This window comes from Saccharothrix sp. HUAS TT1 (assembly GCF_040744945.1).
Lineage (GTDB): Bacteria > Actinomycetota > Actinomycetes > Mycobacteriales > Pseudonocardiaceae > Actinosynnema.
In genome coordinates this window covers 3,403,546-3,426,006 of record NZ_CP160453.1, presented here as the reverse complement: position 1 = coordinate 3,426,006, position 22,461 = coordinate 3,403,546, and the positions used below count along the sequence as shown (strand labels likewise).

Genomic DNA, 22,461 nt, shown 5'->3' with positions numbered 1-22,461 from the left:
GTGCGACGCGCTGGGCGATCGCGTGGCTAGGCGCCGAACCGCTCCAGGGCGCGGATCTTGTTCGTGGCGTCCAACGCGGCCACCTTGTACGCCTCGGACAGCGTCGGGTAGTTGAAGACGGTGTCCACCAGGTAGTCGACCGTGCCGCCGCACGCCATCACGGCCTGGCCGATGTGCACCAGGTCGGTCGCGCCGGTGCCGAACAGGTGCACGCCCAGCAGCTTGCGGTCCACGGTGGACACCAACAGCTTGAGCATGCCGTAGGCGTCGCCGACGATCGAGCCGCGCGCCAGCTCGCGGTACCGCGCCAGGCCCACCTCGTAGGGCACGGCGGACGACGTCAGCTCGGCCTCGGTCGCGCCGCAGTAGGAGATCTCCGGGATGGTGTAGATGCCGATCGGCTGCAGCGCCGACAGCTCGCGCGCCCGCTCGCCGAACGCGTGGTAGGCGGCGAGGCGGCCCTGGTCCATCGACGTGGCGGCCAGCGCCGGGAAGCCGATCACGTCGCCGACCGCGTAGATGTGCCCGACCGGCGTGCGGTAGTGCTCGTCCACGGTCAGCCGGCCGCGGTGGTCGGCCTCCAGGCCCGCGTTGGCCAGGTCGAGCGCTTCGGTGTTGCCCTGCCTGCCCGCCGAGTACATCACCGCGGCGGCCGGGATGCGCTTGCCGCTGGCCAGCGTGGTCACCGTGCCGGTCTCGGACACGGCGACGTCGACGACCTTCTCGCCGAACCGGAACGTCACCGCGAGGTCGCGCAGGTGGAACTTCAGCGACTCCACGATCTCCGGGTCGCAGAAGTCGAGCATCCGCTCCCGCTGCTCCACCACCGTCACCCGGCTGCCCAGCGCGGCGAACATCGACGCGTACTCGATGCCGATCACGCCCGCGCCCACCACGACCAGCGAGGACGGGATCTCCTCCAGCGCCAGCACCTCGTCGGAGTCGAGCACCCGCACCTCGTCGAAGTCCACCTGGTCCGGCCGCGCGGGCCGGGTGCCGGTGGCGATGACGACGTGCTCGGCGGTCACCGAGTGGTGCTCGCCCCGGTTCGCGCCCTGCACCTCGATGGTGTGCGGGTCGACGAACCGGGCGGTGCCGGCGAGCAGGTCGACCTGGTTGCGGTGCAGCTGCGCGCGCACCACCTGCACCTCGCGGCCGATCACGTGCTGCGCGCGGGAGAGCAGGTCGGAGATGGTGATGTCCTGCTTGACCCGGTAGCTCGCGCCGTAGAGGTCGCGCTGGCTCATCCCGGTCAGGTACATCACCGCCTCGCGCAGCGTCTTCGACGGGATGGTGCCGGTGTTCACGCACACCCCGCCCACCATGTCGGCGCGGTCCACGACCGCGACCCGCTTGCCGAGCTTGGCGCCCGCGATGGCGGCCTTCTGGCCGCCGGGTCCCGACCCGATCACGACCAGGTCGTAGTCGTACTCGCTCATGCCGGGAAGCCTCGCACACGCACCGCTAACCGCGCGCCGCGCGCCCCGAGTAGGTCAGCGGGAACACCGCGTCCTCGCACACCGCCGGCACGTCGTGCGCGATCTGCACGACCATCTCCACCTCGACCGTCCCGGCGGGCGGGATCACCACCGGCTCCGGCATCGGCACCACGGTCAGCACGCCGGACGGGCAGTCCGGCACCCGGTTCCGCGTCGCGTCCAGCGGCTGCCCCGGCTGGGCCTCCAGCGTCAGCACCACGATGTCCACGTCGTTCGGGTTCGACAGCCGCACCAGGCGGAAGCCCTCGCTGCCCGGCGTCAGCTCGACCGCGCCGCCGGAGACGTCGTTGATCCCGAACGGCTGGAGGTCGGCCACCCCGGCCTCACCGCCGCTGATCGAGTAGGCCATCGCGGGCAGTTCGGGTTCCGGCCAGGTCAGGTGCATGGCGGTGACCACGGCGGCGCCGACGCCGAGGATCGTCATGGCGACGGCGGCTTCCATCCGGGGGCCCAAGCTGCGCATGAGGCAACCTCACTCGATTGCTGCTCCAGGCGGTGGGTTCGCCGCTAGCTCCCCGTCGGACCGGCGACCAGACTCGCCCGGCGGTTCATCGCTTCGCCCCTCGGCCCAGCGGGCCGCGAAGCCAATCTTGGAGAACGTTCAACCTGTGCGCAAGGACCTCGCCGACCCGGAAAGAAAGGTCTTTGGACCTCTTGACACGTCGAGCGACGCATCCTGATCTGCACGTTCACCTCGTGCCGTCCACCGAGTGGTTCACCCGGCCGGCGTAGTCCCGGACCCGCAGCAATGCGGGTCCGGGACGTCTCCCTCAGCCTCTGAGCACCGCGCCGAACCGCTCCGCGGCGGCGGCCACGGCCGCGTCGCGCGCCGCTGTCGCCTCCTCGACGGTCAGCGTGCGGTCGGGCGCGCGGAACCGCAGCGAGTACGCCAGCGACCGCTTGCCGTCGCCGACCTGGTCGCCGGTGTAGACGTCGAACAGCCGGATGTCCTCCAGCAGCGCCCCGCCGCCACCGCGCAGCGCCCGCGCCACCTGCTCGGCGGGCACCTCCGCGGGCACGACCACGGCCACGTCCAGCAGCACCGGCGGGTACGCCGACACGACCGGCGCGGGCCGGTTGTCGCTCAACGGCAGCGCGTCGAGGTCCAGCTCCATCGCCACGGTCCGCTTGGGCAGCCCCAGCGCCTCCACGACCTTCGGGTGCAGCTCGCCCGCGTGGCCCACCGGCCAGTCGCCGACCCGCAGCTCGGCGCACCGGCCCGGGTGCCACGGCGGCAGGTCGGAGGCGACGACGGTCAGCTCCACCCCGTACGCCTGGCCGACCAGCCGCGCGGCCTGCACCGCGTCCGCCCAGTCCGCCTGCCGGCCCTTGCCCCACCAGCCGGTCCGCTCGCGGTGGCCCGCCAGCACGGCCGCCACGTGCACCGGCTGCTGCGGCAGCGCCGCCAGCAGCGACGCCACCTGCGCCTCCGACGGCCGGTCGCCGACGCCCACCTCGGGCACCGGCGCCTGCTGCGTGCGCGGCAGCGTGACCTGCGCGACCGCGTAGACCGCGAGGTCCTTCTGGCCGCGGGCCAGGTTGCGCTGCACCGCCTCCAGCAGCCCCGGCACCAGCGTGGTGGCCAGCGCGTGCTTGTCCGCCTCCAGCGGGTTCAGCACGCTCACCGCGTTGCGCCGCACGTCGTCCGCGGCCAGCCCGAGCGCGTCGAACACCGACGGCGCCACGAACGGGAACGGCTTGACCTCGACGAACCCGTTCTCCGCCAGCGCGCGCGACACCGTGCGGCGGCGGCGCTGCTGCTCGGTCAACCCGCGACCGGCGGGCGCGGGCGGCAGCGTGGACGGGATCGTGTCGTAGCCCTCCAGCCGCAGCACCTCCTCCACCAGGTCCGCGGGCTGGGTCAGGTCCGCGCGCCAGGTCGGCGGGATCGCGGTGACCATGGTCGTGCCGTCGTCACCGGTGGTGACCTCGACCTGGCAGCCGATCTGGCCGAGCCTGCGCGCGGTCACGCCGCGGGCGTAGTTCACCCCGGCGACCCGGTCGGGCAGGTTGATCGGCATCGACACCGGCGCGGGCTGCGCGGGCGCGCCGACGTCCGTGCGGCCGGGCTTGATGCTGCCGTCGCCGAACATGTCCAGCAGCCGGGCCGCGCGCTCCAGCGCGACCGGCGCCAGCGCCGGGTCCACCGTGCGCTCGAACCGCTTCGCCGCCTCGCTGGGCAGCTTGTGCCTGCGCACGGTGCGGGCGATCGACGCCGGGTCCCAGTTCGCCGCCTCCAGCAGGATGTCCGAGCTGGTCGCGCCGACCTCGGTGCTCGCGCCGCCCATCACGCCGGCCAGCGAGATCACGCCGCTGTCGTCGGCGATCACGACGTCGTCCGGGTCCAGCGCGCGGACCTGCTCGTCCAGCGTGGTCAGCTTCTCCCCCGCCGCCGCGCGCCGCACCACCAGGCCGCCCTTGACCGACGACGCGTCGAACGCGTGCAGCGGCTGGCCCAGTTCCAGCATCACGTAGTTGGTGACGTCCACCGGCAGCGAGATCGACCGGATGCCGGCCAGCATCAGCCGCCGGCGCATCCACCACGGCGTCGGCGCGGTCGGGTCGACGCCGGTGACGCGGCGGGCCACGAACCGCGAGCACGCGCCCTCGTCCTCGATCCGGACCGGCAGCACCTCGCCCTCGCCCTCGGGCACCTCGGCCGTGCCGGGGTCGAGGTAGGGCACGTCGAACGCGCAGGCGATCTCGCGGGCCAGGCCGCGCACCGAGAACGCGTAGCCGCGGTCGGGCGTCGGCGCGACCTCGATCACCGTGTCGCCGAGGCCGAGCAGTTCCAGCGCGTCGTCACCGGGCTGCGCGGTGCCGCTGGGCAGCACCATGATCCCCGAGTGGTCGTCGCCCAGGCCCAGTTCGGCGGCCGAGCAGATCATGCCTTCGCTGGTGCGGCCGTAGGTCTTGCGGGCGGAGATGGTGAAGTCGCCGGGCAGCACCGCGCCGGGCAGCGCCACCACGACCGTGTCGCCCTCCTGGAAGTTCGACGCGCCGCAGACGATGCCGTTGACCCGGTCCGGGCCGACCTCGACCTGGCAGTAGCGGATCGGCTTCTTGAACTCGGTCAGCTCCTCGATCTCGACCACGCGACCCGCGACGAGCGGGCCGGTGACCGTGTCGAGCTCGTGGACGTCCTCGACCTCGATGCCGATCCGGACGAACGCCTCGGCGAGCTGGTCGGGCGTGGGCGTCTCGGCGAACTCGAGGTTCTCGACCAGCCAGGTAACCGGAATGCGCACCGGTCAGGCCTCCGTTCCGAATGGCTGGGTGAAGCGGACATCGCCTTCGACCATGTCGCGCATGTCCGGCAGTCCGTTGCGGAACTGCAGCGTGCGCTCCAGGCCCATGCCGAACGCGAACCCGGAGTACACCTCCGGGTCGACGCCGCAGTTGCGCAGCACGTTGGGGTTGACCATGCCGCAGCCGCCCCACTCGACCCAGCCCGCGCCGCCCTTCTTCTCCGGGAACCAGACGTCCACCTCGGCGGACGGCTCGGTGAACGGGAAGAAGCTCGGGCGCAGGCGGGTCCGGGAGTCCTCGCCGAACATGGCGCGGGCGAACGCGTCGAGCGTGCCCTTCAGGTGCGCCATGGTCAGGCCCTTGTCCACGGCCAGGCCCTCGACCTGGTGGAAGACCGGGGTGTGGGTGGCGTCCAGCTCGTCGGTGCGGAACGTGCGGCCGGGGCAGACCACGTAGACCGGCGGCTCGCGGTCGAGCAGGGTGCGCGCCTGCACCGGGCTGGTGTGCGTGCGCAGCACCAGGCCCGAGTCGGCGGGCGCCACGTAGAACGTGTCCTGCATGGTGCGGGCCGGGTGGTCCTTGCCGAAGTTCAACGCGTCGAAGTTGAACCACTCGGTCTCCAGCTCCGGGCCCTCCGCCACCTCGTAGCCCATGGCCACGAAGACGTCGGCGATGCGCTCGGCGAGCGTCGAGATGGGGTGGCGCGCGCCGCGGGTCACCCGGTCCCACGGCAGCGTGACGTCCACCGCCTCCTCGCGCAGCACCCGGTCGTCGCGCTCGGCCTGCAGCCGGGAGCGGCGCTCCTCGAACGCGGCCTTGACCGCGTTCTGCGCCTCGTTCACCCGCTTGCCCGCCTCGGCCTTCGCGGCCGGCGGCAGCGCGCCGATCTCGCGGCGGGCCAGCAGGACCGGGGAGCGGTCGCCCAGGTGGCTCGGCTTCACCGCGGCCAGCTCGTCGAGGTCGGCCGCCTTCGCGAACGCCTCACGAGCCTGCTCGACCGCCGAGTCGAGCGCTTCCGGGGAGAGCGCCGCGACCTGCTTGGGGTCGTACGGGTCGTTGGCTCCGGACATGGTTGGTGGACAGCTCCCGTCACGGACACAGGTGGTCAGCCCTCCGCGAGGCACGCGGAGCGGCGGACCGATCCTAGGTGATCGGCCGAGACCCGCCGGCGGCACTGCCCGTTCGGGCTGCTCCCCGTGACTCCCATCGGCCGATCGCGTGACCGGGGAACGACGTCCCACAGCTCCGGACCGCCATTCCGCGGGTCCGCGGGACCGGGGCCGTCGACCGATCGCGACCGGGATTGTCGGTAGGTCGTGGCACTCTTGCCCCAGCGAGCGGACCCCGGCGGGCGAACAGCGGAAAACCGGGTCACAAGCCGCCAGGCCGTACCTAGAATCGTCCGTCCCCACGTGACCTTGACCCGAGGTGGCTCCAGTCCCATGGCACACACCTTCGGTGTCGACCTGCGCGGGATCATCGACCTGCTCAGCCACCACCTCTACAGCAGCCCCCGCGTGTACGCGCGCGAGCTGCTGCAGAACGCGGTGGACGCGATCACCGCCCGCCGCGCGCTCCAACCGGACGCGCCGGGCGAGGTCGTGATCGAGCCGGTCGGGTCCTCCGGCGGCACCTTCCGCATCTCCGACACCGGCATCGGCCTCACCGAGCGGGAGGTGCACGACCTGCTCTCCACGCTCGGCCGCACGTCCAAGCGCGACGACCTCGGCTTCGCCCGCCAGGGCTTCCTCGGCCAGTTCGGCGTCGGCCTGCTGTCGGCGTTCCTCGTCGCCGAGCGCATCCGCCTGGTCAGCCGGTCCGCCCGGGGCGGCCCCGCGGTGCGCTGGACGGCCGACGCGGCGGGCAACTACGAGGTCGAGGTGGACGACACCGCGCGCGCCGGGGTCGGCACCACCATCGAGCTGGTCCCGCACCGCGACTCCGAGCACTGGCTGGAGCACGACGTGGTGAAGGCGCTCGTCACCGAGTACGGCGAGCTGCTGCCGGTCACCGTCCGGGTCGGCGACGACGTCGTCACGCACGGCGAGCTGCCGTGGGTCGAGGACGCGACGGCGTACGGCGCCCGCGTGCTGGGCGTGGAGCCGTTCGACGCGATCCCGGTCGAGGTGCCGACCGTCGGCCTCAGGGGCGTCGCCTACGTGCTGCCCAGCGGCGTGCACCCCGGCGCCCGCCAGTCCCACCGCGTCTACCTGAAGCGGATGCTGGTCGGCGAGGCCATCGAGGGCCTGCTGCCGGAGTGGGCGTACTTCGTCCGCTGCGTGGTCGACTCGACGTCGCTGCGCCCCACCGCCAGCCGCGAATCGCTCTACCAGGACGAGACGCTGCTCGCCGTCCGCGAGGAGCTCGGCCGCCAGGTCCGCGACTGGCTGGTCCGGCTCGACGCGACCAACCCCGACCGCACCCGCGCCCTGCTCGACGCCCACCACCTCGGCATCAAGTCGCTGGCCAGGGCGGACGACGAGATGCTGCGGCTGGTCGAGCGCTGGCTGCCGTTCGAGACCACCGACGGCCCGCAGTCGCTGCGCCAGTTCCGCCGCAAGCACGGCACCGTCGCGCACGTGCCCGACGTGGACGAGTTCCGCCAGCTCGCGCCGGTCGCGCACGCCCAGGGCATGGGCCTGGTCAACACGGGCTACGCCTACGACGTCGAGATCGTGGAGCGGCTGGTCGCGCTGGACGGCCCCACCGCCGCCCGCAGGGTCGCGCCGACCGAGGTGCTGGCCGCGCTCGGCGACCCGGACGACGAGCTGGAGCGCGCGCTGCGCGAACGCCTCGCGCTGGCCGAGGACGTGCTGCAGCGCCACGACTGCGAGGCCGTGCCGCGCGACTTCGACCCCGGCTCGCTGCCCGCGCTGCTGGTCACGAACGTGGAGGGCGAGCGGCGGCGGGACGCGCAGCAGGCCGGCGAGCAGGCCGACCCGCTGTGGGCGGAGCTGCTGGGCAGCCTGGTCGCGTCCTCGTCGTCGGACGCGGCCCAGCGGCTCGTGCTCAACTGCCGCAACCCGCTGGTCCGGCGGCTGGCGCAGCTGACCGACCCGGCGCTGGTGGAGCTGACCGTCGAATCGCTGTACGTGCACGCCCTGCTGCAGGCACGGCGTCCGATGCGCCCGAAGGACACCGCGGCGCTGAACCGCTCGTTCCTGGAACTGCTGGACCGCGCTGTGGGGGATGACCTGTGAACGAGGAGAAGGAAGCCGCCGAGCGGCAGTTCGTCGAGGCGTACCACATGCCCGAGGGCATGGCGCGGCACGAGGCGCTGGAGCGCGCGGCGCGGGCCGCCGACGCCCTCGACCACCTGCCGCTCGCGGTGAGCTGCCGGATCGCGCTGATCCGCTCCGCCTACGACCTGGGCCGCTACGACCTGATGCTGGCGCCGTTCGCCTGGTGCGGCGCGGCGGAGAAGCGCGACCCCACGGCGTTCGACGAGTGGGAGACGCACAGCTTCGACTGGGCGCACAAGTGGATCGTCAGCGGCCTGATCGCCGACCCGCGGTTCACGCTGGAGCAGATCGGCTCGTTCATCGACCAGCTCGCCGAGCGCTACCAGCGGCTCGGGTACTCGATGCAGCCGGTGCACGGCGCGCGCGCCGACCTGGCCGAGCACGTGGGCGACGAGGCCGCCTACCGGGAGCACTTCGCCCGGTACCTGGCGATGGACCGCGGGCCGATGAGCGACTGCGAGGCGTGCGTCGTCGAGGAGCAGGCCGGGCACCTGATCCGGCAGGGCAGGCACGCCGAGGCCGTCGCGCACGCCGAGCACCAGCTGGAGCAGGAGACGGGCTGCGCGACCCAGCCCCAGGGCATCCTGACCACGCTGGCGTTCGCGTTCGTGCGGCTGGGCGACGTGGACCGGGCGCGGCAGGCGCACGTGGTGGCGCACCGGCTGGTGCGCGACGACCTGGTCAGCTCCTACCTGGACGAGCACCTGGAGTTCTGCGCGACGACCGGCAACGTGCGGCGCGGCGTCGAGCTGCTGCGCGGCCACCTGCACCGGGTGCACCACTCCACCAGCCCGTTGCGGGCCATGGAGTTCACCGCGCGGGCGGCGCTGCTGCTCAGCCGGGTGTCGTCGGACGAGGAGTTCGCCGTGCCGCAGGAGGGGCGGACCACCGTGATGTCCGCGCCCGAGCTGCGCGAGCTGCTGGAGGCCCGGGCGCTGGAGATCGCCGCCCGGTTCGACCGGCGCAACGGCAGCGACGCGGTGAGCACCGACGTCCGGCGGGTCCTGGCGGCGCCGGACACGATCCCGGTGCCGCTGGCCGTGCCGGTCGCCCCCGTCGGCCGGCGCTCCCCGGACCCGGACGACCTCGCCGACGAGCCGGTCGCGGTCGCCGACCCGGTCGAGCTGGCGCAGCAGGTGTGCGACGCGTTCGACCACGGCGAGTTCCTGCTCGGGATGCGGCTGCTGCGGTCGTTGCCCGAGGACCTGGACCCGCTGCTGCCCGAGTCGCTCGGCGCGCTGGTCGCGGCGCGGCGGGCGATCGCCGGCGGGCACGTGCGGCCGAAGGCGGAGGTGCTGGCCGAGCTGGAGGTGGCGATCGACCGGCTGGTCGCGTGCGGCGAGCACGACCTGGCCAACCGGTACCGGGCGCGGGGCGCCGGGCTGCGCGCGGAGGAGGGCGGGCTGGCCGAGTGCACGACCGTGGCGCGCACGTGCCTGGCCGAGGCGGAGGCCACCGGCACCGCGTACACCCGGGTGCTGACCAGGTTGCTGCTGGCCGACCTGCTGGCGGACGGCGACGAGTTCGACGAGCAGGGCGTGCTGGCGGGCGAGGCGCTGGAGCTGGCCAGGGCCGAGGTGCCGGAGCTGGTGACGCGGGCGCGGTGCGACCGGGCGCAGCACCTGGCCACCGTCGGTCAACTGGACGAGGCGCACGCCGAGGTGGTGGACGTGCTGGCGGGCGACCCGCCGGCGTCGGTGCGGTTCGACGCGCTGCGGCTGCTGCTGAAGGTGCGGACCGTGCGGGGCGACGAGGAGGCGGCGGTCCGCACGGCGGCCGAGTTCGTCGACTCGTTCAGCCGGCCGCGCGGGCCGTGGACGGCCGAGGCGCACCGCCAGCGGGTGGCGTCGGTCGAACGGCTGGGGCTGGAGGCCGAGCACCTGGCGGAACTGCGCGACGCCGTCACCGCGGGCCACGAGATCGGCCTGCCGGACGACGTGGCGAAGGCGTGCTACGCCCTGGCCGGCGGCTACGTGAAGTCGGGCCGCTTCGTCGAGGCCGCCGAAGCCCTGGAGGAAGCGGTGCGCGTCATCGAGGGGGGCGAGGTCGACCCGGACGTCGTCGTCCCCGTCCGCTACCGCCTGGGTCAGGTGTGCGCGCGGCTGGACGAGACCGAGGCCGCCCGCCACCACCTGGAGGTGGCGCTGGGCCTGGTCCCGGCCGACGAGCCGTGGCGGCGGGCGATGGTCCTGGACGTCCTGGCCGGCGTCCTGCGCAGGCTGGACCTGCCCCTGGAAGCCGCATCGGCCTACCAGGGCGCCGCCGCGGCCTGGCAGGAGGTCGGCGAGCCGACCGAGGCCGCCGGCTCCCTGGTCGAGGCCGCCGCGGCGCTGCCGAACGACGAGTCCGCCGAGTGCGCTGCCACCCTGACCGCCGCCGAACGGCTCCTGACGTCGGTGGAGGACCACGACCACCGCACCCACCTGACCGCCCGCATCGCCGCGATCAGGGCGTTCCTGCACATCCAGGCGGGCGAGCACGCGGCGGCGATCGAGCAGAACGGCATCGCCGAGGAACTGGCCGCGCAGATCGGCGACCTGGACTGGCAGGTGTTCCTCGTCGCCCGCGGGGCCAGGTTCCTGCTGGACTCGGGCGACCCGACCAACGCCGAAGCCGAAGCCCGCCGCGCCGCCACCCTGGCCGGCGACGAGACCCCACCGCAAATCCTGGGCGACACCGCGAACGTCTTGGAGGAAGCTCTCCGAGCACAGGACAAACCGACCGCCGGCGACCCCGTGCTCCGCACTCTGACAGCACGCCTGGAAGCATGACCAATGGCGTGCTGACCAGCCATAACCGCTGGTCAGCACGCCATTGGATGATCGAGCAAGAAGTCAACCACTGTCACTACATCGAGCGAAAGGGTGCCTCAGCCAGAACCAAACCGAACTTCGCGCGTCGCCTATAACAAGCAAGGAGGCCGGCTCAGGCAAGCTCTCCCCCACCCGGCCCGACCGACCTCACCACCCGCCCCAGCCCGCCTCACCCCAGCCCGGCCTCGGGCACCCGGCCTCGCCCCACCCCGGCCTCCGGCACCCGGCCTCGGCCCACCCCGGCCCGGCCTCCGGCCTCGGCCTCAGCCCGCCCTGGCAGCTAGTCAGCCAGTCAAACCCGCTGAGCCCGAGCCGAAGCATAAAGACACACCGCAGCCGCAGTAGCCAGGTTCAAGCTCTCCGCCCCACCGTAGATCGGCACCTTCAGCGCAGCGTCCAACCCGGCCACGACCTCATCGGGCAACCCGTGCGCCTCACTGCCGAACACCCACCCCGTCGGCACCGCGAGGTCGCCCCGCAGGTCCGCCGTCACCAGGTCCTCCGGCGCGTAGCCATCCGCCGCGACCAGCCGCAACCCCGCCGCCCGGCACGCCGCGAACGCCTCGTCCGCGTCCCGCACCCTGGCGATCGGCAGGTGGAACACGCTGCCCGTGGACGCGCGCACGCACTTGCCGTTGTGCGGGTCGACCGCGTCGCCCGCGAAGATCACCGCATCGGCGCCGGCCGCGTCCGCCACGCGCACCACCGTGCCCGCGTTGCCCGGGTCGGCCACCCCGTGCAGCACGGCCACCAGGCGCACGTCCGGTGTGAGCGCGGTGGCCAGCGGCACGTCCACGAGCGAGCACACGGCGACCAGGCCCTGAGGCGTGACGGTCTCCGACAGCGCGGCTGCGGCCTTGTCGGTCACGGTGCTCACCGGGACGCCGGCGGTGGCGGCGTCGTGCACCAGGTCGCCGTTGCGGGCGGCCGCGGTGTCGGTGACGAACAGTTCGTGGACCCGGCCGCGGTCGGTGGCGGCCCAGGCCAGGGCTTCGCGCACGGCCTGCGCGCCCTCGGCGAGGAACCGGGAGTCCCGGTCGCGGCCGGAGCGCCTGGTCAGCCGCCTAGCGGCAACGACCCGGGGAGTCCGTTCGGTGAACGGAGCTTCCCCGGGTCGTGGTGCGCGGTCGTTCGCGCTCAGGCCTTGTCCTCGACGGGCGCGTTGACGTCGCTCGGCAGGGCGGCGCGCGCGGCCTCGACCAGCGCGGCGAACGCGCCCGGGTCGCTGACGGCCAGCTCGGCCATGATCTTGCGGTCGACCTCGATGCCGGCGAGCCGCAGGCCCTGGATGAAGCGGTTGTACGTCATCCCGTTGGCCCGGACACCGGCGTTGATGCGCTGGATCCACAGCTTCCGGAAGTCACCCTTGCGGGCGCGGCGGTCCCGGTAGGCGTAGTTGAGCGAGTGGAGCACCTGCTCCTTGGCCTTGCGGTACAGCCTCGAACGCTGGCCGCGGTAGCCGCTGGCGAGCTCAAGGGTGGTACGGCGCTTCTTCTGGGCGTTCACGGCCCTTTTGACGCGTGCCACGGGTCCATCCTGTCGATCTCGTGGGGCCGGTGTGAGCCGGTCCCGGTGTTAAGGGGGTGGAGGTCTGGGGCCTCGGTGGTTCAGAGGCCGAGCAGCTTCTTCAGCCGCGGCACGTCGTTCTTCGCGACCTCGGTGGTGCCGGAGAGGCGGCGCGTCAGCTTGCTGGACTTCTTCTCCAGCAGGTGGCGCTTGCCGGCCTTCTCGCGGACGAGCTTGCCGCTGCCGGTGACCTTCACGCGCTTGGAGGTCCCGCTGTGGCTCTTGTTCTTGGGCATTTCCGTCCTCAGTCTCGTGCAGCCACCGGGGATGGGGGCGGCCATGCTTGCTCCGGGCCCGCGGGCCCGGAGGTCACTGCGTGCGCCCGGCCCAGGGGCCGGGAGATCACTCCTCGACAGACTCCGCCGTCGCCTCGTCGGCGCTCTCGTCGTGCTTGATCGGGCGGGTCTTCGTGGTCTTGTGCGGGGCCAGCACCATGATCATGTTGCGGCCGTCCTGCTTCGGGTTCGACTCGACGAAACCGAGCTCCGCGACGTCTTCCGCGAGCCGCTGCAACAGTCGGTAACCCAGCTCCGGCCGGGACTGCTCACGGCCCCGGAACATGATGGTCACCTTGACCTTGTTCCCGTGCGACAGGAAGCGGGCGACGTGGCCCTTCTTCGTCAGGTAGTCGTGCGGGTCGATCTTCGGCCGGAGCTTCTGCTCCTTGATGACCGTCAGCTGCTGGTTGCGGCGGGACTCGCGGGCCTTCTGCGCGCTCTCGTACTTGAACTTGCCGTAGTCCATGAGCTTGCAGACGGGCGGCCGAGCCTGCGCGGCGACCTCGACGAGGTCGAGGTCCGATTCCTGGGCGAGTCGGAGCGCGTCCTCGATGCGAACGATCCCGACCTGCTCGCCGTTCGGCCCGACCAGACGAACCTCGGGCACGCGGATGCGGTCGTTGATGCGCGGCTCGGTGCTCACGGGAGCACCTCGGTTCGAGGGACTTGTCATTCACGTCCTTTGTGACTCGTTGTGCGCCAAAGACAAGAGGCCCCACACCTGCCCGGTGTGAGGCCCGCTTCCGACCGATCGCACAACGAAGGGCGCAGTCCACCCCTCGACGGGACCGGACCCGGCCACCTGCTCGAAGCGGCAGACGCGGGTGGGAGCGGGGCTCCACTTGCCGTCCCCGCTGGTGCGGGGACTGGTCGCGCGGAGAATAGTAGCAGACGGCCTTGTCAACCCCCGAATCAGCGACCCTCCCGGCGTGGTTGCGAGAATGGCTCCCGTGACCGACCTGCCTTCGAACAACGTCCGCGACCTGTCCGATGTTCCCAGCGTCGAGGTGATCAGCAAGGCGGCGATCATGCTGCTGTCCTCGGCCGCCGAACGCCTCGGCCTGGCCGACGAGGACCCGGAGCACAGCCCGCGCCGCGACCTCGACGAGGCCCGCCGGCTGATCACGGCGCTGGCCGGCTTGATCACCGCGTCGGTGGAGTACCTGGGGCCGCACGCCGGGCCGTTGCGCGAGGGGCTGCAGTCGGTCCAGCGCGCGTTCCGGGAGGCGTCGGCGTACCCGGACGAGCCGGGTCAGGGCCCGGGTGAGAAGTACACCGGTCCTGTGTACTGAGCGTTGAACTCGGGTGTTCTGAACGTTGGACTCTCGCGTTCCGAACGTTGGACTCTCGTGTTCTGAACGTAGGACACGCGGGTTCTGGGCGTTGGACTCTCGCGGGTGGGGGCCGAACGCGGGGGGCGCGAGGGTCCGAAGGGTTCGGGCGCGGGGTGGGGGTCGGGGGCGCGGGGCGTGCCAGGATCGAGGTGGTTCGCGCGAACTCCTGATCCTCGACCCCTGCACGAGGGAGAACCCGACATGGGAGAGTTCCGCGCGCCTTGGACCCGGTTGGCGGGAGCTGTGGGCGTCGGTGTGGTGGCGGCGGCGTTGGCGGTGGCGCCCGCGCAGGCCGCGGAGGCGTCGATCCGCGACGCCGGCAGCCCGACGGCGGTGCCCGGCAGCTACATCGTGGTGCTGGAGGACGGCGTCGGCGCGGAGGCGGTGGCCGAGCGGGCCGACGTCCGCGTGACGCACCGGTACCGCTCGGCCTTGAACGGTTTCGCGGCGGTGATGAGCGAGCGGGCGGCGAAGCGGTTGGCGGCCGACCCGGCGGTGGCGTACGTGGCGCAGGACCAGCGCGTCCAGGTGACGGCGGACCAGCCGAACCCGCCGTCGTGGGGCCTGGACCGGGTGGACCAGCGCGACCTGCCGCTGAACGCGAACTACAGCTACGCGACGACGGCGGGCAACGTGCACGCCTACATCATCGACACCGGCATCCGCGCGACGCACGTGGACTTCGGTGGTCGGGCGAGCTTCGACGTCAACACGACGGGTGACGGCAACAACACGGACTGCAACGGCCATGGCACGCACGTGGCCGGCACGGTCGGTGGTTCGGCGCACGGTGTGGCGAAGGGGGTGCGGCTGCACGGTGTGAAGGTGCTGACGTGCGGTGGTTCGGGCACGATCGCGGGCGTCGTCGCGGGTGTGGACTGGGTGACGGCGAACGCGCAGAAGCCGGCCGTGGCGAACATGAGCCTGGGTGGTGGCGCGAACGACGCGCTGGACGCGGCCGTGCGGCGGTCGATCGCGTCGGGCGTCACGTACGCGGTGGCGTCGGGCAACTCGAACGCCGACGCCTGCGGCTTCTCCCCCGCCCGGGTGGCGGAGGCGATCACGGTGAACGCCTCGGACCGGGGTGACACCAGGGCGTCGTTCTCGAACTGGGGCACGTGCTCGGACGTGTTCGCGCCGGGTGTGGGCATCACGTCGGCGTGGAGCACGGGCGACACGGCGACGAACACGATCAGCGGCACGTCGATGGCGTCGCCGCACGTGGCGGGCGCGGCGGCGTTGCTCCTGGCGGGCAACCCCGGTGCGTCGCCGCAGCAGGTGCGGGACGCGCTGGTGGCGGCCGCGACGCCGAACAAGGTGGTGAACCCGGGCGCGGGTTCGCCGAACGCGCTGCTGTTCACGGGTTCGGCGAACGCGCCGCAGCCGGGTGGCGACACGCTGGTCCGGGGCGAGGTGCTGGCCGCGGGGCAGGGCAAGACGTCGCAGGACGGCCGGTTCACGCTGGTCATGCAGGGTGACGGCAACCTGGTGCTGTACACGGCGGCCGGTCAGGCGTTGTGGCACACGAGCACCCACGGGACGGGTGCGACGCACGTGGTGCTCCAGCAGGACGGCAACCTGGTGGTGTACACGGCCGCCGGTGTGGCGAAGTGGCACTCCAACACCTACGGCACGGCGGCCGACCGGTTGATCGTGCAGAACGACTCGAACGTGGTGCTCTACGGCCCGACGGGCCAGGTCTTCTGGCACCGCATGCAGTGACGTCGGAGCGGTGGCGCCGGCATCCCCCGGCGCCACCGCCCGTCACGGCCTGACGCCGCTGGCCCGCAGCCTGCGGGCGGCCAGTTCGCGGATCACCTCCGGGTCCTGGCGGCGCCAGCCCTCGACCGGGTCGCCGGGGAACGCGGCCAGGTCGCGCAGCGACAGCGTGGTCAGCGCGTGCAGCGCGAGCAGGTCGAGTCGGTCCTGGTCGCGCAGCCGGCGGGCGGTGCCGGCGCGGCGGGCGAACCGCAGTCGCAGCGGCAGCCAGGTGATCAGCACGAACGCCAGCGGCACGGCGATCAGGGCGACGGTGAGCCACAGCGCGGTGGACTCGACGGCCCGCACCTGGGCGTCGCCCGCGTCGGTCAGGGTGCCGCCCGCGGCGCGGCCCCGGTCGAGCGCGTCGGCCAGCTTCCCGCCGACCAGCGGCAGGTCGCGGGCCTTGGCGGCGGCGTCGCCGAAGGTGTCGGAGAGGTTGTGCCCGGCATCGGCCAGGCCGTCCCCCGGTGCGCGCAGCGCGCGGACCGCGTCACCGGCCCCGTCGGCGACCTTGACCCAGAACCACGTCCAGGCGACCGCGAGCAGGTCGGCGAGGACTTGCCACACCAGTCGGGGCGGGCGATCCGCGTACCACTTCATGGGGTGTGGTCTACCAGTCGCGGCGGTCGGGCGCGTCACCGGTGAGCGGTGTTACCGGGGAGCGACGTGACGGTCGTCGCCGCGCCCGCGCGGTTCGACGGGCTCCGGTGGCCACTAATGTCGAGGTGTGGTCATGACGTTCGGTGAGCTGTTGCGCGCGCACCGGTTGCGGGTCCGGTTGACCCAGGAGGAGCTGGCGGAGGGTTCCGGGGTCAGCGTGCGGGCGATCAGCGACATGGAACGCGGTCGCGCGAAGGGTCCTCAGCGGCGCACGGTGGAGGCGTTGGCCGGGGTGCTCTCGTTGGCGGAGCAGGAGTTCCACGAGTTGTTGGCCGCGGCCAAGGAGGGTCGGGCGCGGCGGGTGGCGTCGTCGGTGGCGCCGTCGGCGCTGCCGCCGGACGTGGCGGACCTGACCGGGCGCGAGGCGGAGCTGGCGGCGTTGGCGGCGGTGGCGGAGCGGGTGCGGACGACGTCGGTGGTCGTGGTGCACGGTCCGCCGGGTGCGGGGAAGACGGCGTTGGCGGTTCGGGCCGCGTATCGATTGGCGTCTCGTTTCGCGGACGGGTGCTTCTTCTTCAACCTGCGCGGGATGGACGCGCGGCCGGTGCACCCGTCGGAGGTGGTGCACCGGATGCTGCTGGCGCTGGGGGTCGAGGAGAAGCGGATCCCGGCGAGCGAGGCGGAGCGCTCGGACCTGTACCGGGCGCGGTTGCGGGAGCGGTCGACGTTGCTGGTGCTGGACAACGCGTCGGACGAGGCGCAGGTGCGGCCGTTGTTGGCGACCGGGGCGGGGTCGTTGGTGGTGGTGACGTCGCGGTTGGTGCTGGGCGGGTTGGAGGCGGGCGCGCGGCTGGGGTTGGAGGTGCTGGACCCCGGTGAGTCGTTCGACCTGCTGGGTGCGATCGCGGGTCGGTCGAGGGTGCGCGCGGAGCCGGTGGCGACGGCGCGGGTGGCGACGTTGTGCGGTCACCTGCCGCTGGCGCTGCGGATCGCGGGCAACCGGCTGGCGAGCCGTCCGAAGTGGACGATCGGGCACCTGGCGGGGCAGCTGGTGGACGAGCGGCGGCGGTTGTCCGCGCTGACCGCGGGCGACCTGCAGGTGCGGACGGCGTTCGAGATGTCGTACCGGCAGCTGGGCGCGAGGGCGGCGGTGCTGTTCCGCCGGTTGTCGCTGGCGCCGGGCGCGGACTTCGGGCCGGACGTGGCGGCGGTGCTGGCGGGCGTGGACCGGTTCGCGGCGGAGGACACGCTGGAGGAGTTGGTGGACATGAGCCTGCTGGACACCGCGGAGGTGCCCGGCCGGTACGCGTTCCACGACCTGATCCGGGTGTTCGCCGGTGAGCGGCTGGTGGAGGAGGAGCCGGCGCCGGTGGTGGGGCGGGCGCGGCGGCGGTTGGTGGACTGGCTGCTGGGCACGGCGGTGACGGCGGCGGGGTTCTTCGGGCCGGACGCGAGCAGCGCGCCGTCCGGGCCGGTGGGCGGTCAGGAGGACGCGGACGCGTGGTTGACCGCGGAGGCCGGGAACTGGCTGGGTGCGTTGCGGTTGGCGGCGGCGGACGGGTCGCACGCCGAGGTGCTGCGGTTGGCGACCGCGATGCACTGGTACTCGGACCAGCGCGGGCGGGCGGAGACGTGGGTCGAGGTGTTCACGGCGGGGGTGGCGGCGGCGCGGGCGTTGGGCAGCGTGCGGGACGAGGCCGTGCAGCTGAACTTCCTGACGTGGACGTTGGCGGTGCTGATGCGCCGGTACGAGGCGGCGGCGGCGTTGCACGCCGAGGCGTGGCGGGCGGCGGTGGCGTCGGGTGACGTGAAGGAGCAGGGCTGGGCGGTGCACTACCGGTCGGTGGCGGAGCTGCGGACCGGGCGGTTGGAGGAGGCGCGGGTCAGCGCGCGGCGGGCGCGGGAGTTGTTCCGGCGGGCCGGTTACCCGTTGGGCGAGCACATCTCGTCGTCGTGCCTGGCGCTGGTGCTGGACGGGTTGGCGCGGCACGAGGAGGCGGTGCGGGTGCACCGCGAGCTGCTGGTGAACGTGCGGTCCGGGAAGCTCGACCTGGCGCCGGTGATGGCGCGGGAGATGGCGGCGATGCTGCTGGTGCGCACGGGTGACAGCCTGGTGCGGTTGGCGCGCTGGCCGGAGGTGCTGGCGGCGGCGGACGAGGCGTTGGAGCTGCTGCGGGCGACGACCGCGCCGTCGAGCCGGTGCGACGCGCTCTACCTGCGGGGGCTCGCGCTGCACCGGCTCGGTGACCCGGTCGGGGCGCGGGCCGAGCTGGAGGCGGCGGCCGAGCTGGTGGTGGCGCACCGCCACCACCGGTCGGCGGTGGTGCTGGGCGCGCTGGCGGAGGTGCACGAGGCCCTGGGCGACCCGGTCGCGGCTGGGGTGGTCCGCGACCGGGCCGCGGCGGTGGAGCCGGTGGCCGTCGAGTGAGGTCGCCGCCCGCGGGCGGCGGCCGTGGCGCTCAGCCGATCGGTGATGCGTTCTTCGCCATCGCCGGGTCCTTCCATGACGTGCTCTCGGGGTGCTCCCAGTCAATCCCCCGCGCGCGTCCGGCGCCACGCAGAACAACCGGCAGAAGTACGTGCGGTCACCCGGTGGGGTGGGCGCCGCCGGTGTCAGTCGACGACGGCGAGGGCGTCGATCTCGACCAGCAGCCCGGCCGGCAGCCCGACGTAGACGGTGGTGCGGGCCGGGAACGGCTCCTCGGTGACGAACTCGCCGTAGGCGGCGTTCATCTCGGCGAAGTGCGCGGTGTCGGTGAGGTAGACGCGGAGCATCACCACGTCGGCCAGGGACGCGCCGCCCGCCGCGAGCACGGCGACGACGTTGCGCAGGGCTTGGCGGGTCTGCTCGGCCACGGTGTCGCCCACGACGGCGCCGGTGGCCGGGTCGAACGCGACCTGGCCCGCCACCTGGAGCACCGGGCCCTTGCGGACGCCCTGGGAGAACGCGGCCACCGGGGTGGGCGCGTCGGCGGTCCTGATCTCGGTCTTCGACATGTGCTGTGCGTTTCCTCTCTGGTGGTCCGTCAGTCGCGCGGCGACCAGCCGCACTCGACGGAGGCCGCTCGCGCGGTCGCGAGCAGGTCGGGCAGGTGGCCGAGGAGGCCGTCGAAGTCGAGCAGCACCTTGGGCACCGACATCGACACGGCGGCGACGACCTCGCCGCGCGCGCCCCGGACGGGCGCGGCGACGCAGTGGATGAAGTCTTCGTGCTCGGCGTTGTCCACGGCGTAGCCGGCGGTGCGGACGCGGTCCAGCTCGGCCAGGTACGCCTCGGGCGTGGTGATGGTGTTCGCGGTGAGCGGCGCGTAGTCGATGGCGCGGGCGACCTCGCGGCGGCGCGGCTCGGGCAGGTCCGACAGCAGCACCTTGGCGACGGCGGTGCAGTGCAGCGGGGCGCGCCGGCCGATGCGGGAGTACATCCGCATGGGGTGGGTGCTGTCGTACTTGTCGATGTAGATGACCTCGCCGTCCTCGTAGGACGCGAGGTGCACGGTGTAGCCGGTGCGGGCGTTGAGCTCGCGCAGGGCGTTCTCGGCGCTGCGCCGCACGTCCCGCTCCTCCAGCGCCCGGTTGGCGAGGTCGAACAGCGCGGTGCCGAGCCGGTAGTGGTGCACGCCCTCGCGCTGCACGAACCGGTGCGACTCCAGGGTGCGCAGGAGCCTCATGGCGGTCGACTTGTGCACCTCGATGACGCCGGACAGCTCGTCCAGCGTCTTCGGTCCGGTGGCCAGCTCGCCGACCAGGGTCAGCGCCCGGTCCAGGCTTTGGCTCATCGACGTCTCCTCAGGTGTGCGGCGGCCCACGTGCGGGAATCGGCGTCCAGCAGTGGCGCGGTCACCGCGGGCGGCAGCGACTCGCCGACATCCTCCCTGGTGAGCAGGGCCGAGGCGGCTTGGAGGTGCCCGGCGCGCAGTCGGCGGGCCGGTGGCTCGCCCGCGAGGTGCGCGGCGAGGTAGCCGGCGGCGAACGCGTCGCCCGCGCCGACGGGCTCGACGACGTCCACCCGCAGGCCGGGCTGGAACGTCGTGCCGCCGTCCTCGACGGTGGTCGCGCCGCGTTCGCCGTGCTTGACCACCAGCGTCGTCGGACCGGGCAGCAGCGCCCGCAGCTCGGCCGGGTCGCCCGTGCCCCACACCGCCCGCGCCTCGTCGGAGCCGGCCAGCACGACGTCCGCCGCGTCGGCCAGGTCGCGCAGCACCGACGGGTCGCGGTCGTGCCACAGGGCGGGCCGCCAGTTGAGGTCGAACGAGACGCGGACGGCCCGGGGTCGGCGCAGCACGGCGCGCAGCAGCGCCAGGCAGCTGTCCGACAGGGCCGCGGTGATGCCGCTGACGTGCACCAGCGCCACGTCGTCCAACCGCAGCCGGTGGAACGCGTCGGGGCCCATCGCGGACGCCGCCGAGCCGCGCCGGTAGTACCGCACCGGGCTGCCGCCCGCGTCGGCCTCCTTGACGTAGAGGCCGGTGGGCCGGTCCGGGTCGACCAGGACGTCGGTGACGTCGACGCCCGCGCCGCCCACCGCGTCGAGCACCGCGCCGCCGAACGCGTCGTCGCCGACGGCGCTCACCCAGCGGCTGCGCGCCCCCAGCCGGGCCAGGTGGACGGCCACGTTGGACTCGGCGCCGCCGATCGCCCGCGTCCACGTGCGCGCGGCGCGCACCGGGCCGGGTTCGGCGGGCACCAGGACGGCCATGGTCTCGCCCAGGCACACCACGTCGCCCGGCAGGTCGAACCGCATCCGGACTCCTTGAACGCATCGGCGATTGACGGGCAGGCGAGCGAATGTTACACACTCAAGCATCACATCGCGCAATAGCCGTTGCGTACCATGCAACGTGAGGAGCGACAGCCGTGGATCTCGACGCACTGGCCGCCATCCGCGCCGAACGGGTCGACTGGAGGTTCAAGGGCCTGCCCGCCGACGTGTTCGGCGCGACGGTCGGCGACGTGGCCGGGCGGCGGCTCGACCTGTTCGCCGACGGCTTCGTCGGACCGCTGGTCGTGCTGGACGCCGCCGCGCTGGAGCACAACCTGGCCACCATGGCCCGCTGGTGCGCCGACCGCGGCGTGCTGCTCGCGCCGCACGGCAAGACGACCATGGCCCCGCAGCTGTTCGCCCGCCAGTTGGCGCACGGCGCGTGGGGCATCACCGCGGCCAACACCAGCCAGCTGCGCGTCTACCGGGCGTTCGGGGTGCGGCGGGTGCTGCTGGCCAACCAGCTGGTCGACCCGGCCGGGCTGCGGTGGCTGGCCCGGGAGCTGGCCGCCGACGACACGTTCGAGTTCACCTGTTGGGTGGATTCCGTCGCGGGCGTGGCGCGGATGACCGAGGCGTTGGGCGAGGTCGACCGGCCGGTGGACGTGCTGGTGGAGCTGGGCGCGCGGGGTGGCCGGACCGGCGCGCGCGACCAGGCCACGGCGCTGGAGGTGGCCCGTGCCGCCGCCGCGAGCCCCGCGCTGCGGCTGACCGGCGTCGGCGGGTACGAGGGGGCGCTGGCGCACGACGCGTCGGCCGAGGCGCGGTCCGTCGTGGACGGCTACCTGGACTCGCTGCGGGAGCTGGCGATCGGGCTGCGGGAGCTGTTCGAGGTGGACGAGCCGATCGTCACCGCGGGCGGCAGCGCGTACTTCGACCAGGTGGCCGCGAAGCTGACCGCGGCGTGGCCGTTCCCGGTGCGGCCGGTGCTGCGCAGCGGCGCGTACGTCACCCACGACGACGGGTTCTACCGCGGCATCTCGCCGCTGGGCCGCACGCCCGGCGCCGAGCCGTTCCGCAGCGCCCTGCGCGCGTGGGCGCAGGTCACCTCCAAGCCGCAGCCCGACCTGGCGCTGCTGACGCTGGGCAAGCGGGACGCGTCGTTCGACGAGGGCCTGCCCGAGCCGCAGGTCGTCCGCGGCCGGGACGGCGTCGAGCGGCCGCTGCGCGCCGAGGTCACCGCGCTCAACGACCAGCACGCGTTCGTGCGGCTGTCCGGCGACGACGTCGAGGTCGGCGAGTGGGTCGGCCTCGGCCTGTCCCACCCCTGCACGGTGTTCGACAAGTGGCCGCTGATCCCGGTGGTCGAGGGCGCCACCGTGGTCGACCTCGTGCGCACCTACTTCTGAGGGGAACGGCG

General features: G+C 73.3%; 18 protein-coding genes. 6 read left to right on the top strand and 12 right to left on the bottom strand.

Annotation, left to right across the window (positions count from 1 at the left end; translation table 11 throughout):
- Positions 1–26: 26 nt before the first annotated feature.
- From sthA to pheS, 4 genes are all read right to left on the bottom strand, one after another.
- Positions 27–1,439 (bottom strand): Si-specific NAD(P)(+) transhydrogenase, encoded by a 1,413-nt coding sequence (gene sthA / locus AB0F89_RS16840; RefSeq protein WP_367137234.1) that lies wholly within the window; start codon positions 1,437–1,439, stop codon positions 27–29.
- Between the two features lie 25 nt (positions 1,440–1,464).
- Complete coding sequence (locus AB0F89_RS16835) at positions 1,465–1,962, bottom strand: hypothetical protein (protein ID WP_367137232.1); 498 nt, start codon at positions 1,960–1,962, stop codon at positions 1,465–1,467.
- 307 nt (positions 1,963–2,269) lie between these two features.
- On the bottom strand, positions 2,270–4,747 hold the full coding sequence (gene pheT / locus AB0F89_RS16830; RefSeq protein WP_367137230.1) for a phenylalanine--tRNA ligase subunit beta: 2,478 nt from the start codon (positions 4,745–4,747) through the stop codon (positions 2,270–2,272).
- Positions 4,748–4,750: 3 nt separating this feature from the next.
- Positions 4,751–5,818, bottom strand: a complete 1,068-nt coding sequence (gene pheS / locus AB0F89_RS16825; protein ID WP_367137228.1) for a phenylalanine--tRNA ligase subunit alpha — start codon at positions 5,816–5,818, stop codon at positions 4,751–4,753.
- A 372-nt stretch (positions 5,819–6,190) separates the two neighbouring features.
- Between pheS and AB0F89_RS16820 the strand changes: the two genes are divergently transcribed.
- Positions 6,191–7,948: an HSP90 family protein gene (locus AB0F89_RS16820; RefSeq protein ID WP_367137226.1), complete on the top strand. Its 1,758-nt coding sequence runs from the start codon at positions 6,191–6,193 to the stop codon at positions 7,946–7,948.
- Positions 7,945–10,761 carry a hypothetical protein gene (locus AB0F89_RS16815; RefSeq protein ID WP_367137224.1) on the top strand — a complete coding sequence of 939 codons (2,817 nt, stop codon included), beginning with the start codon at positions 7,945–7,947 and terminating at the stop codon, positions 10,759–10,761. The genes AB0F89_RS16820 and AB0F89_RS16815 overlap by 4 nt, the downstream gene beginning before the upstream one ends.
- A gap of 334 nt (positions 10,762–11,095) precedes the next feature.
- On the opposite strand, the gene AB0F89_RS16810 is transcribed toward AB0F89_RS16815, so the two are convergent.
- The 4 genes from AB0F89_RS16810 to infC all read right to left on the bottom strand — a co-directional run bounded on the left by AB0F89_RS16810 (position 11,096) and on the right by infC (position 13,320).
- A complete protein-coding gene (locus AB0F89_RS16810; RefSeq protein WP_367138888.1) occupies positions 11,096–11,944 on the bottom strand; it encodes a TrmH family RNA methyltransferase in 849 nt (282 codons plus the stop codon).
- Positions 11,941–12,330 (bottom strand): 50S ribosomal protein L20, encoded by a 390-nt coding sequence (gene rplT, locus AB0F89_RS16805; RefSeq protein WP_367137222.1) that lies wholly within the window; start codon positions 12,328–12,330, stop codon positions 11,941–11,943. Before rplT ends, AB0F89_RS16810 begins: the two co-directional genes overlap by 4 nt.
- A gap of 80 nt (positions 12,331–12,410) precedes the next feature.
- On the bottom strand, positions 12,411–12,605 hold the full coding sequence (gene rpmI, locus AB0F89_RS16800; RefSeq protein WP_053722438.1) for a 50S ribosomal protein L35: 195 nt from the start codon (positions 12,603–12,605) through the stop codon (positions 12,411–12,413).
- A gap of 106 nt (positions 12,606–12,711) precedes the next feature.
- Complete coding sequence (gene infC, locus AB0F89_RS16795) at positions 12,712–13,320, bottom strand: translation initiation factor IF-3 (RefSeq protein WP_367137219.1); 609 nt, start codon at positions 13,318–13,320, stop codon at positions 12,712–12,714.
- A gap of 268 nt (positions 13,321–13,588) precedes the next feature.
- Between infC and AB0F89_RS16790 the strand changes: the two genes are divergently transcribed.
- Both AB0F89_RS16790 and AB0F89_RS16785 read left to right on the top strand, forming a co-directional pair.
- A complete protein-coding gene (locus AB0F89_RS16790; protein ID WP_367137218.1) occupies positions 13,589–13,939 on the top strand; it encodes a DUF1844 domain-containing protein in 351 nt (116 codons plus the stop codon).
- Between the two features lie 243 nt (positions 13,940–14,182).
- Positions 14,183–15,703, top strand: coding sequence for a S8 family serine peptidase (locus tag AB0F89_RS16785; protein WP_367137216.1), 1,521 nt, complete (start codon positions 14,183–14,185; stop codon positions 15,701–15,703).
- Between the two features lie 42 nt (positions 15,704–15,745).
- Here the strand turns inward: AB0F89_RS16785 and AB0F89_RS16780 are convergent, their stop codons facing one another.
- Complete coding sequence (locus AB0F89_RS16780; RefSeq protein ID WP_367137214.1) at positions 15,746–16,342, bottom strand: hypothetical protein; 597 nt, start codon at positions 16,340–16,342, stop codon at positions 15,746–15,748.
- Between the two features lie 133 nt (positions 16,343–16,475).
- Between AB0F89_RS16780 and AB0F89_RS16775 the strand changes: the two genes are divergently transcribed.
- Complete coding sequence (locus AB0F89_RS16775; protein ID WP_367137213.1) at positions 16,476–18,770, top strand: helix-turn-helix domain-containing protein; 2,295 nt, start codon at positions 16,476–16,478, stop codon at positions 18,768–18,770.
- Between the two features lie 185 nt (positions 18,771–18,955).
- On the opposite strand, the gene AB0F89_RS16770 is transcribed toward AB0F89_RS16775, so the two are convergent.
- From AB0F89_RS16770 to AB0F89_RS16760, 3 genes are read right to left on the bottom strand one after another with little or no spacing between them, the layout of a single operon-like run.
- Positions 18,956–19,339, bottom strand: a complete 384-nt coding sequence (locus AB0F89_RS16770; protein ID WP_367137211.1) for a RidA family protein — start codon at positions 19,337–19,339, stop codon at positions 18,956–18,958.
- A gap of 29 nt (positions 19,340–19,368) precedes the next feature.
- On the bottom strand, positions 19,369–20,118 hold the full coding sequence (locus tag AB0F89_RS16765) for an IclR family transcriptional regulator (protein ID WP_367137209.1): 750 nt from the start codon (positions 20,116–20,118) through the stop codon (positions 19,369–19,371).
- On the bottom strand, positions 20,115–21,083 hold the full coding sequence (locus AB0F89_RS16760; protein ID WP_367137207.1) for a sugar kinase: 969 nt from the start codon (positions 21,081–21,083) through the stop codon (positions 20,115–20,117). Before AB0F89_RS16760 ends, AB0F89_RS16765 begins: the two co-directional genes overlap by 4 nt.
- Positions 21,084–21,196: 113 nt before the next feature.
- Here AB0F89_RS16760 and AB0F89_RS16755 point away from each other — a divergent pair, with 113 nt between their 5' ends.
- Positions 21,197–22,450 (top strand): amino acid deaminase, encoded by a 1,254-nt coding sequence (locus AB0F89_RS16755; RefSeq protein ID WP_367137205.1) that lies wholly within the window; start codon positions 21,197–21,199, stop codon positions 22,448–22,450.
- Positions 22,451–22,461: the final 11 nt, after the last annotated feature.

Coding starts and splice junctions, on each gene's coding strand:
- sthA (WP_367137234.1), bottom strand. CDS start 1,439: ATGAGCGAGTACGACTACGACCTGGTCGTGATCGGGTCGGGACCCGGC.
- infC (WP_367137219.1), bottom strand. CDS start 13,320: ATGACAAGTCCCTCGAACCGAGGTGCTCCCGTGAGCACCGAGCCGCGC.
- rpmI (WP_053722438.1), bottom strand. CDS start 12,605: ATGCCCAAGAACAAGAGCCACAGCGGGACCTCCAAGCGCGTGAAGGTC.
- AB0F89_RS16765 (WP_367137209.1), bottom strand. CDS start 20,118: ATGAGCCAAAGCCTGGACCGGGCGCTGACCCTGGTCGGCGAGCTGGCC.
- AB0F89_RS16775 (WP_367137213.1), top strand. CDS start 16,476: ATGACGTTCGGTGAGCTGTTGCGCGCGCACCGGTTGCGGGTCCGGTTG.
- AB0F89_RS16790 (WP_367137218.1), top strand. CDS start 13,589: ATGGCTCCCGTGACCGACCTGCCTTCGAACAACGTCCGCGACCTGTCC.
- AB0F89_RS16820 (WP_367137226.1), top strand. CDS start 6,191: ATGGCACACACCTTCGGTGTCGACCTGCGCGGGATCATCGACCTGCTC.
- AB0F89_RS16760 (WP_367137207.1), bottom strand. CDS start 21,083: ATGCGGTTCGACCTGCCGGGCGACGTGGTGTGCCTGGGCGAGACCATG.
- AB0F89_RS16835 (WP_367137232.1), bottom strand. CDS start 1,962: ATGCGCAGCTTGGGCCCCCGGATGGAAGCCGCCGTCGCCATGACGATC.
- pheS (WP_367137228.1), bottom strand. CDS start 5,818: ATGTCCGGAGCCAACGACCCGTACGACCCCAAGCAGGTCGCGGCGCTC.
- AB0F89_RS16770 (WP_367137211.1), bottom strand. CDS start 19,339: ATGTCGAAGACCGAGATCAGGACCGCCGACGCGCCCACCCCGGTGGCC.
- AB0F89_RS16785 (WP_367137216.1), top strand. CDS start 14,183: ATGGGAGAGTTCCGCGCGCCTTGGACCCGGTTGGCGGGAGCTGTGGGC.
- AB0F89_RS16780 (WP_367137214.1), bottom strand. CDS start 16,342: ATGAAGTGGTACGCGGATCGCCCGCCCCGACTGGTGTGGCAAGTCCTC.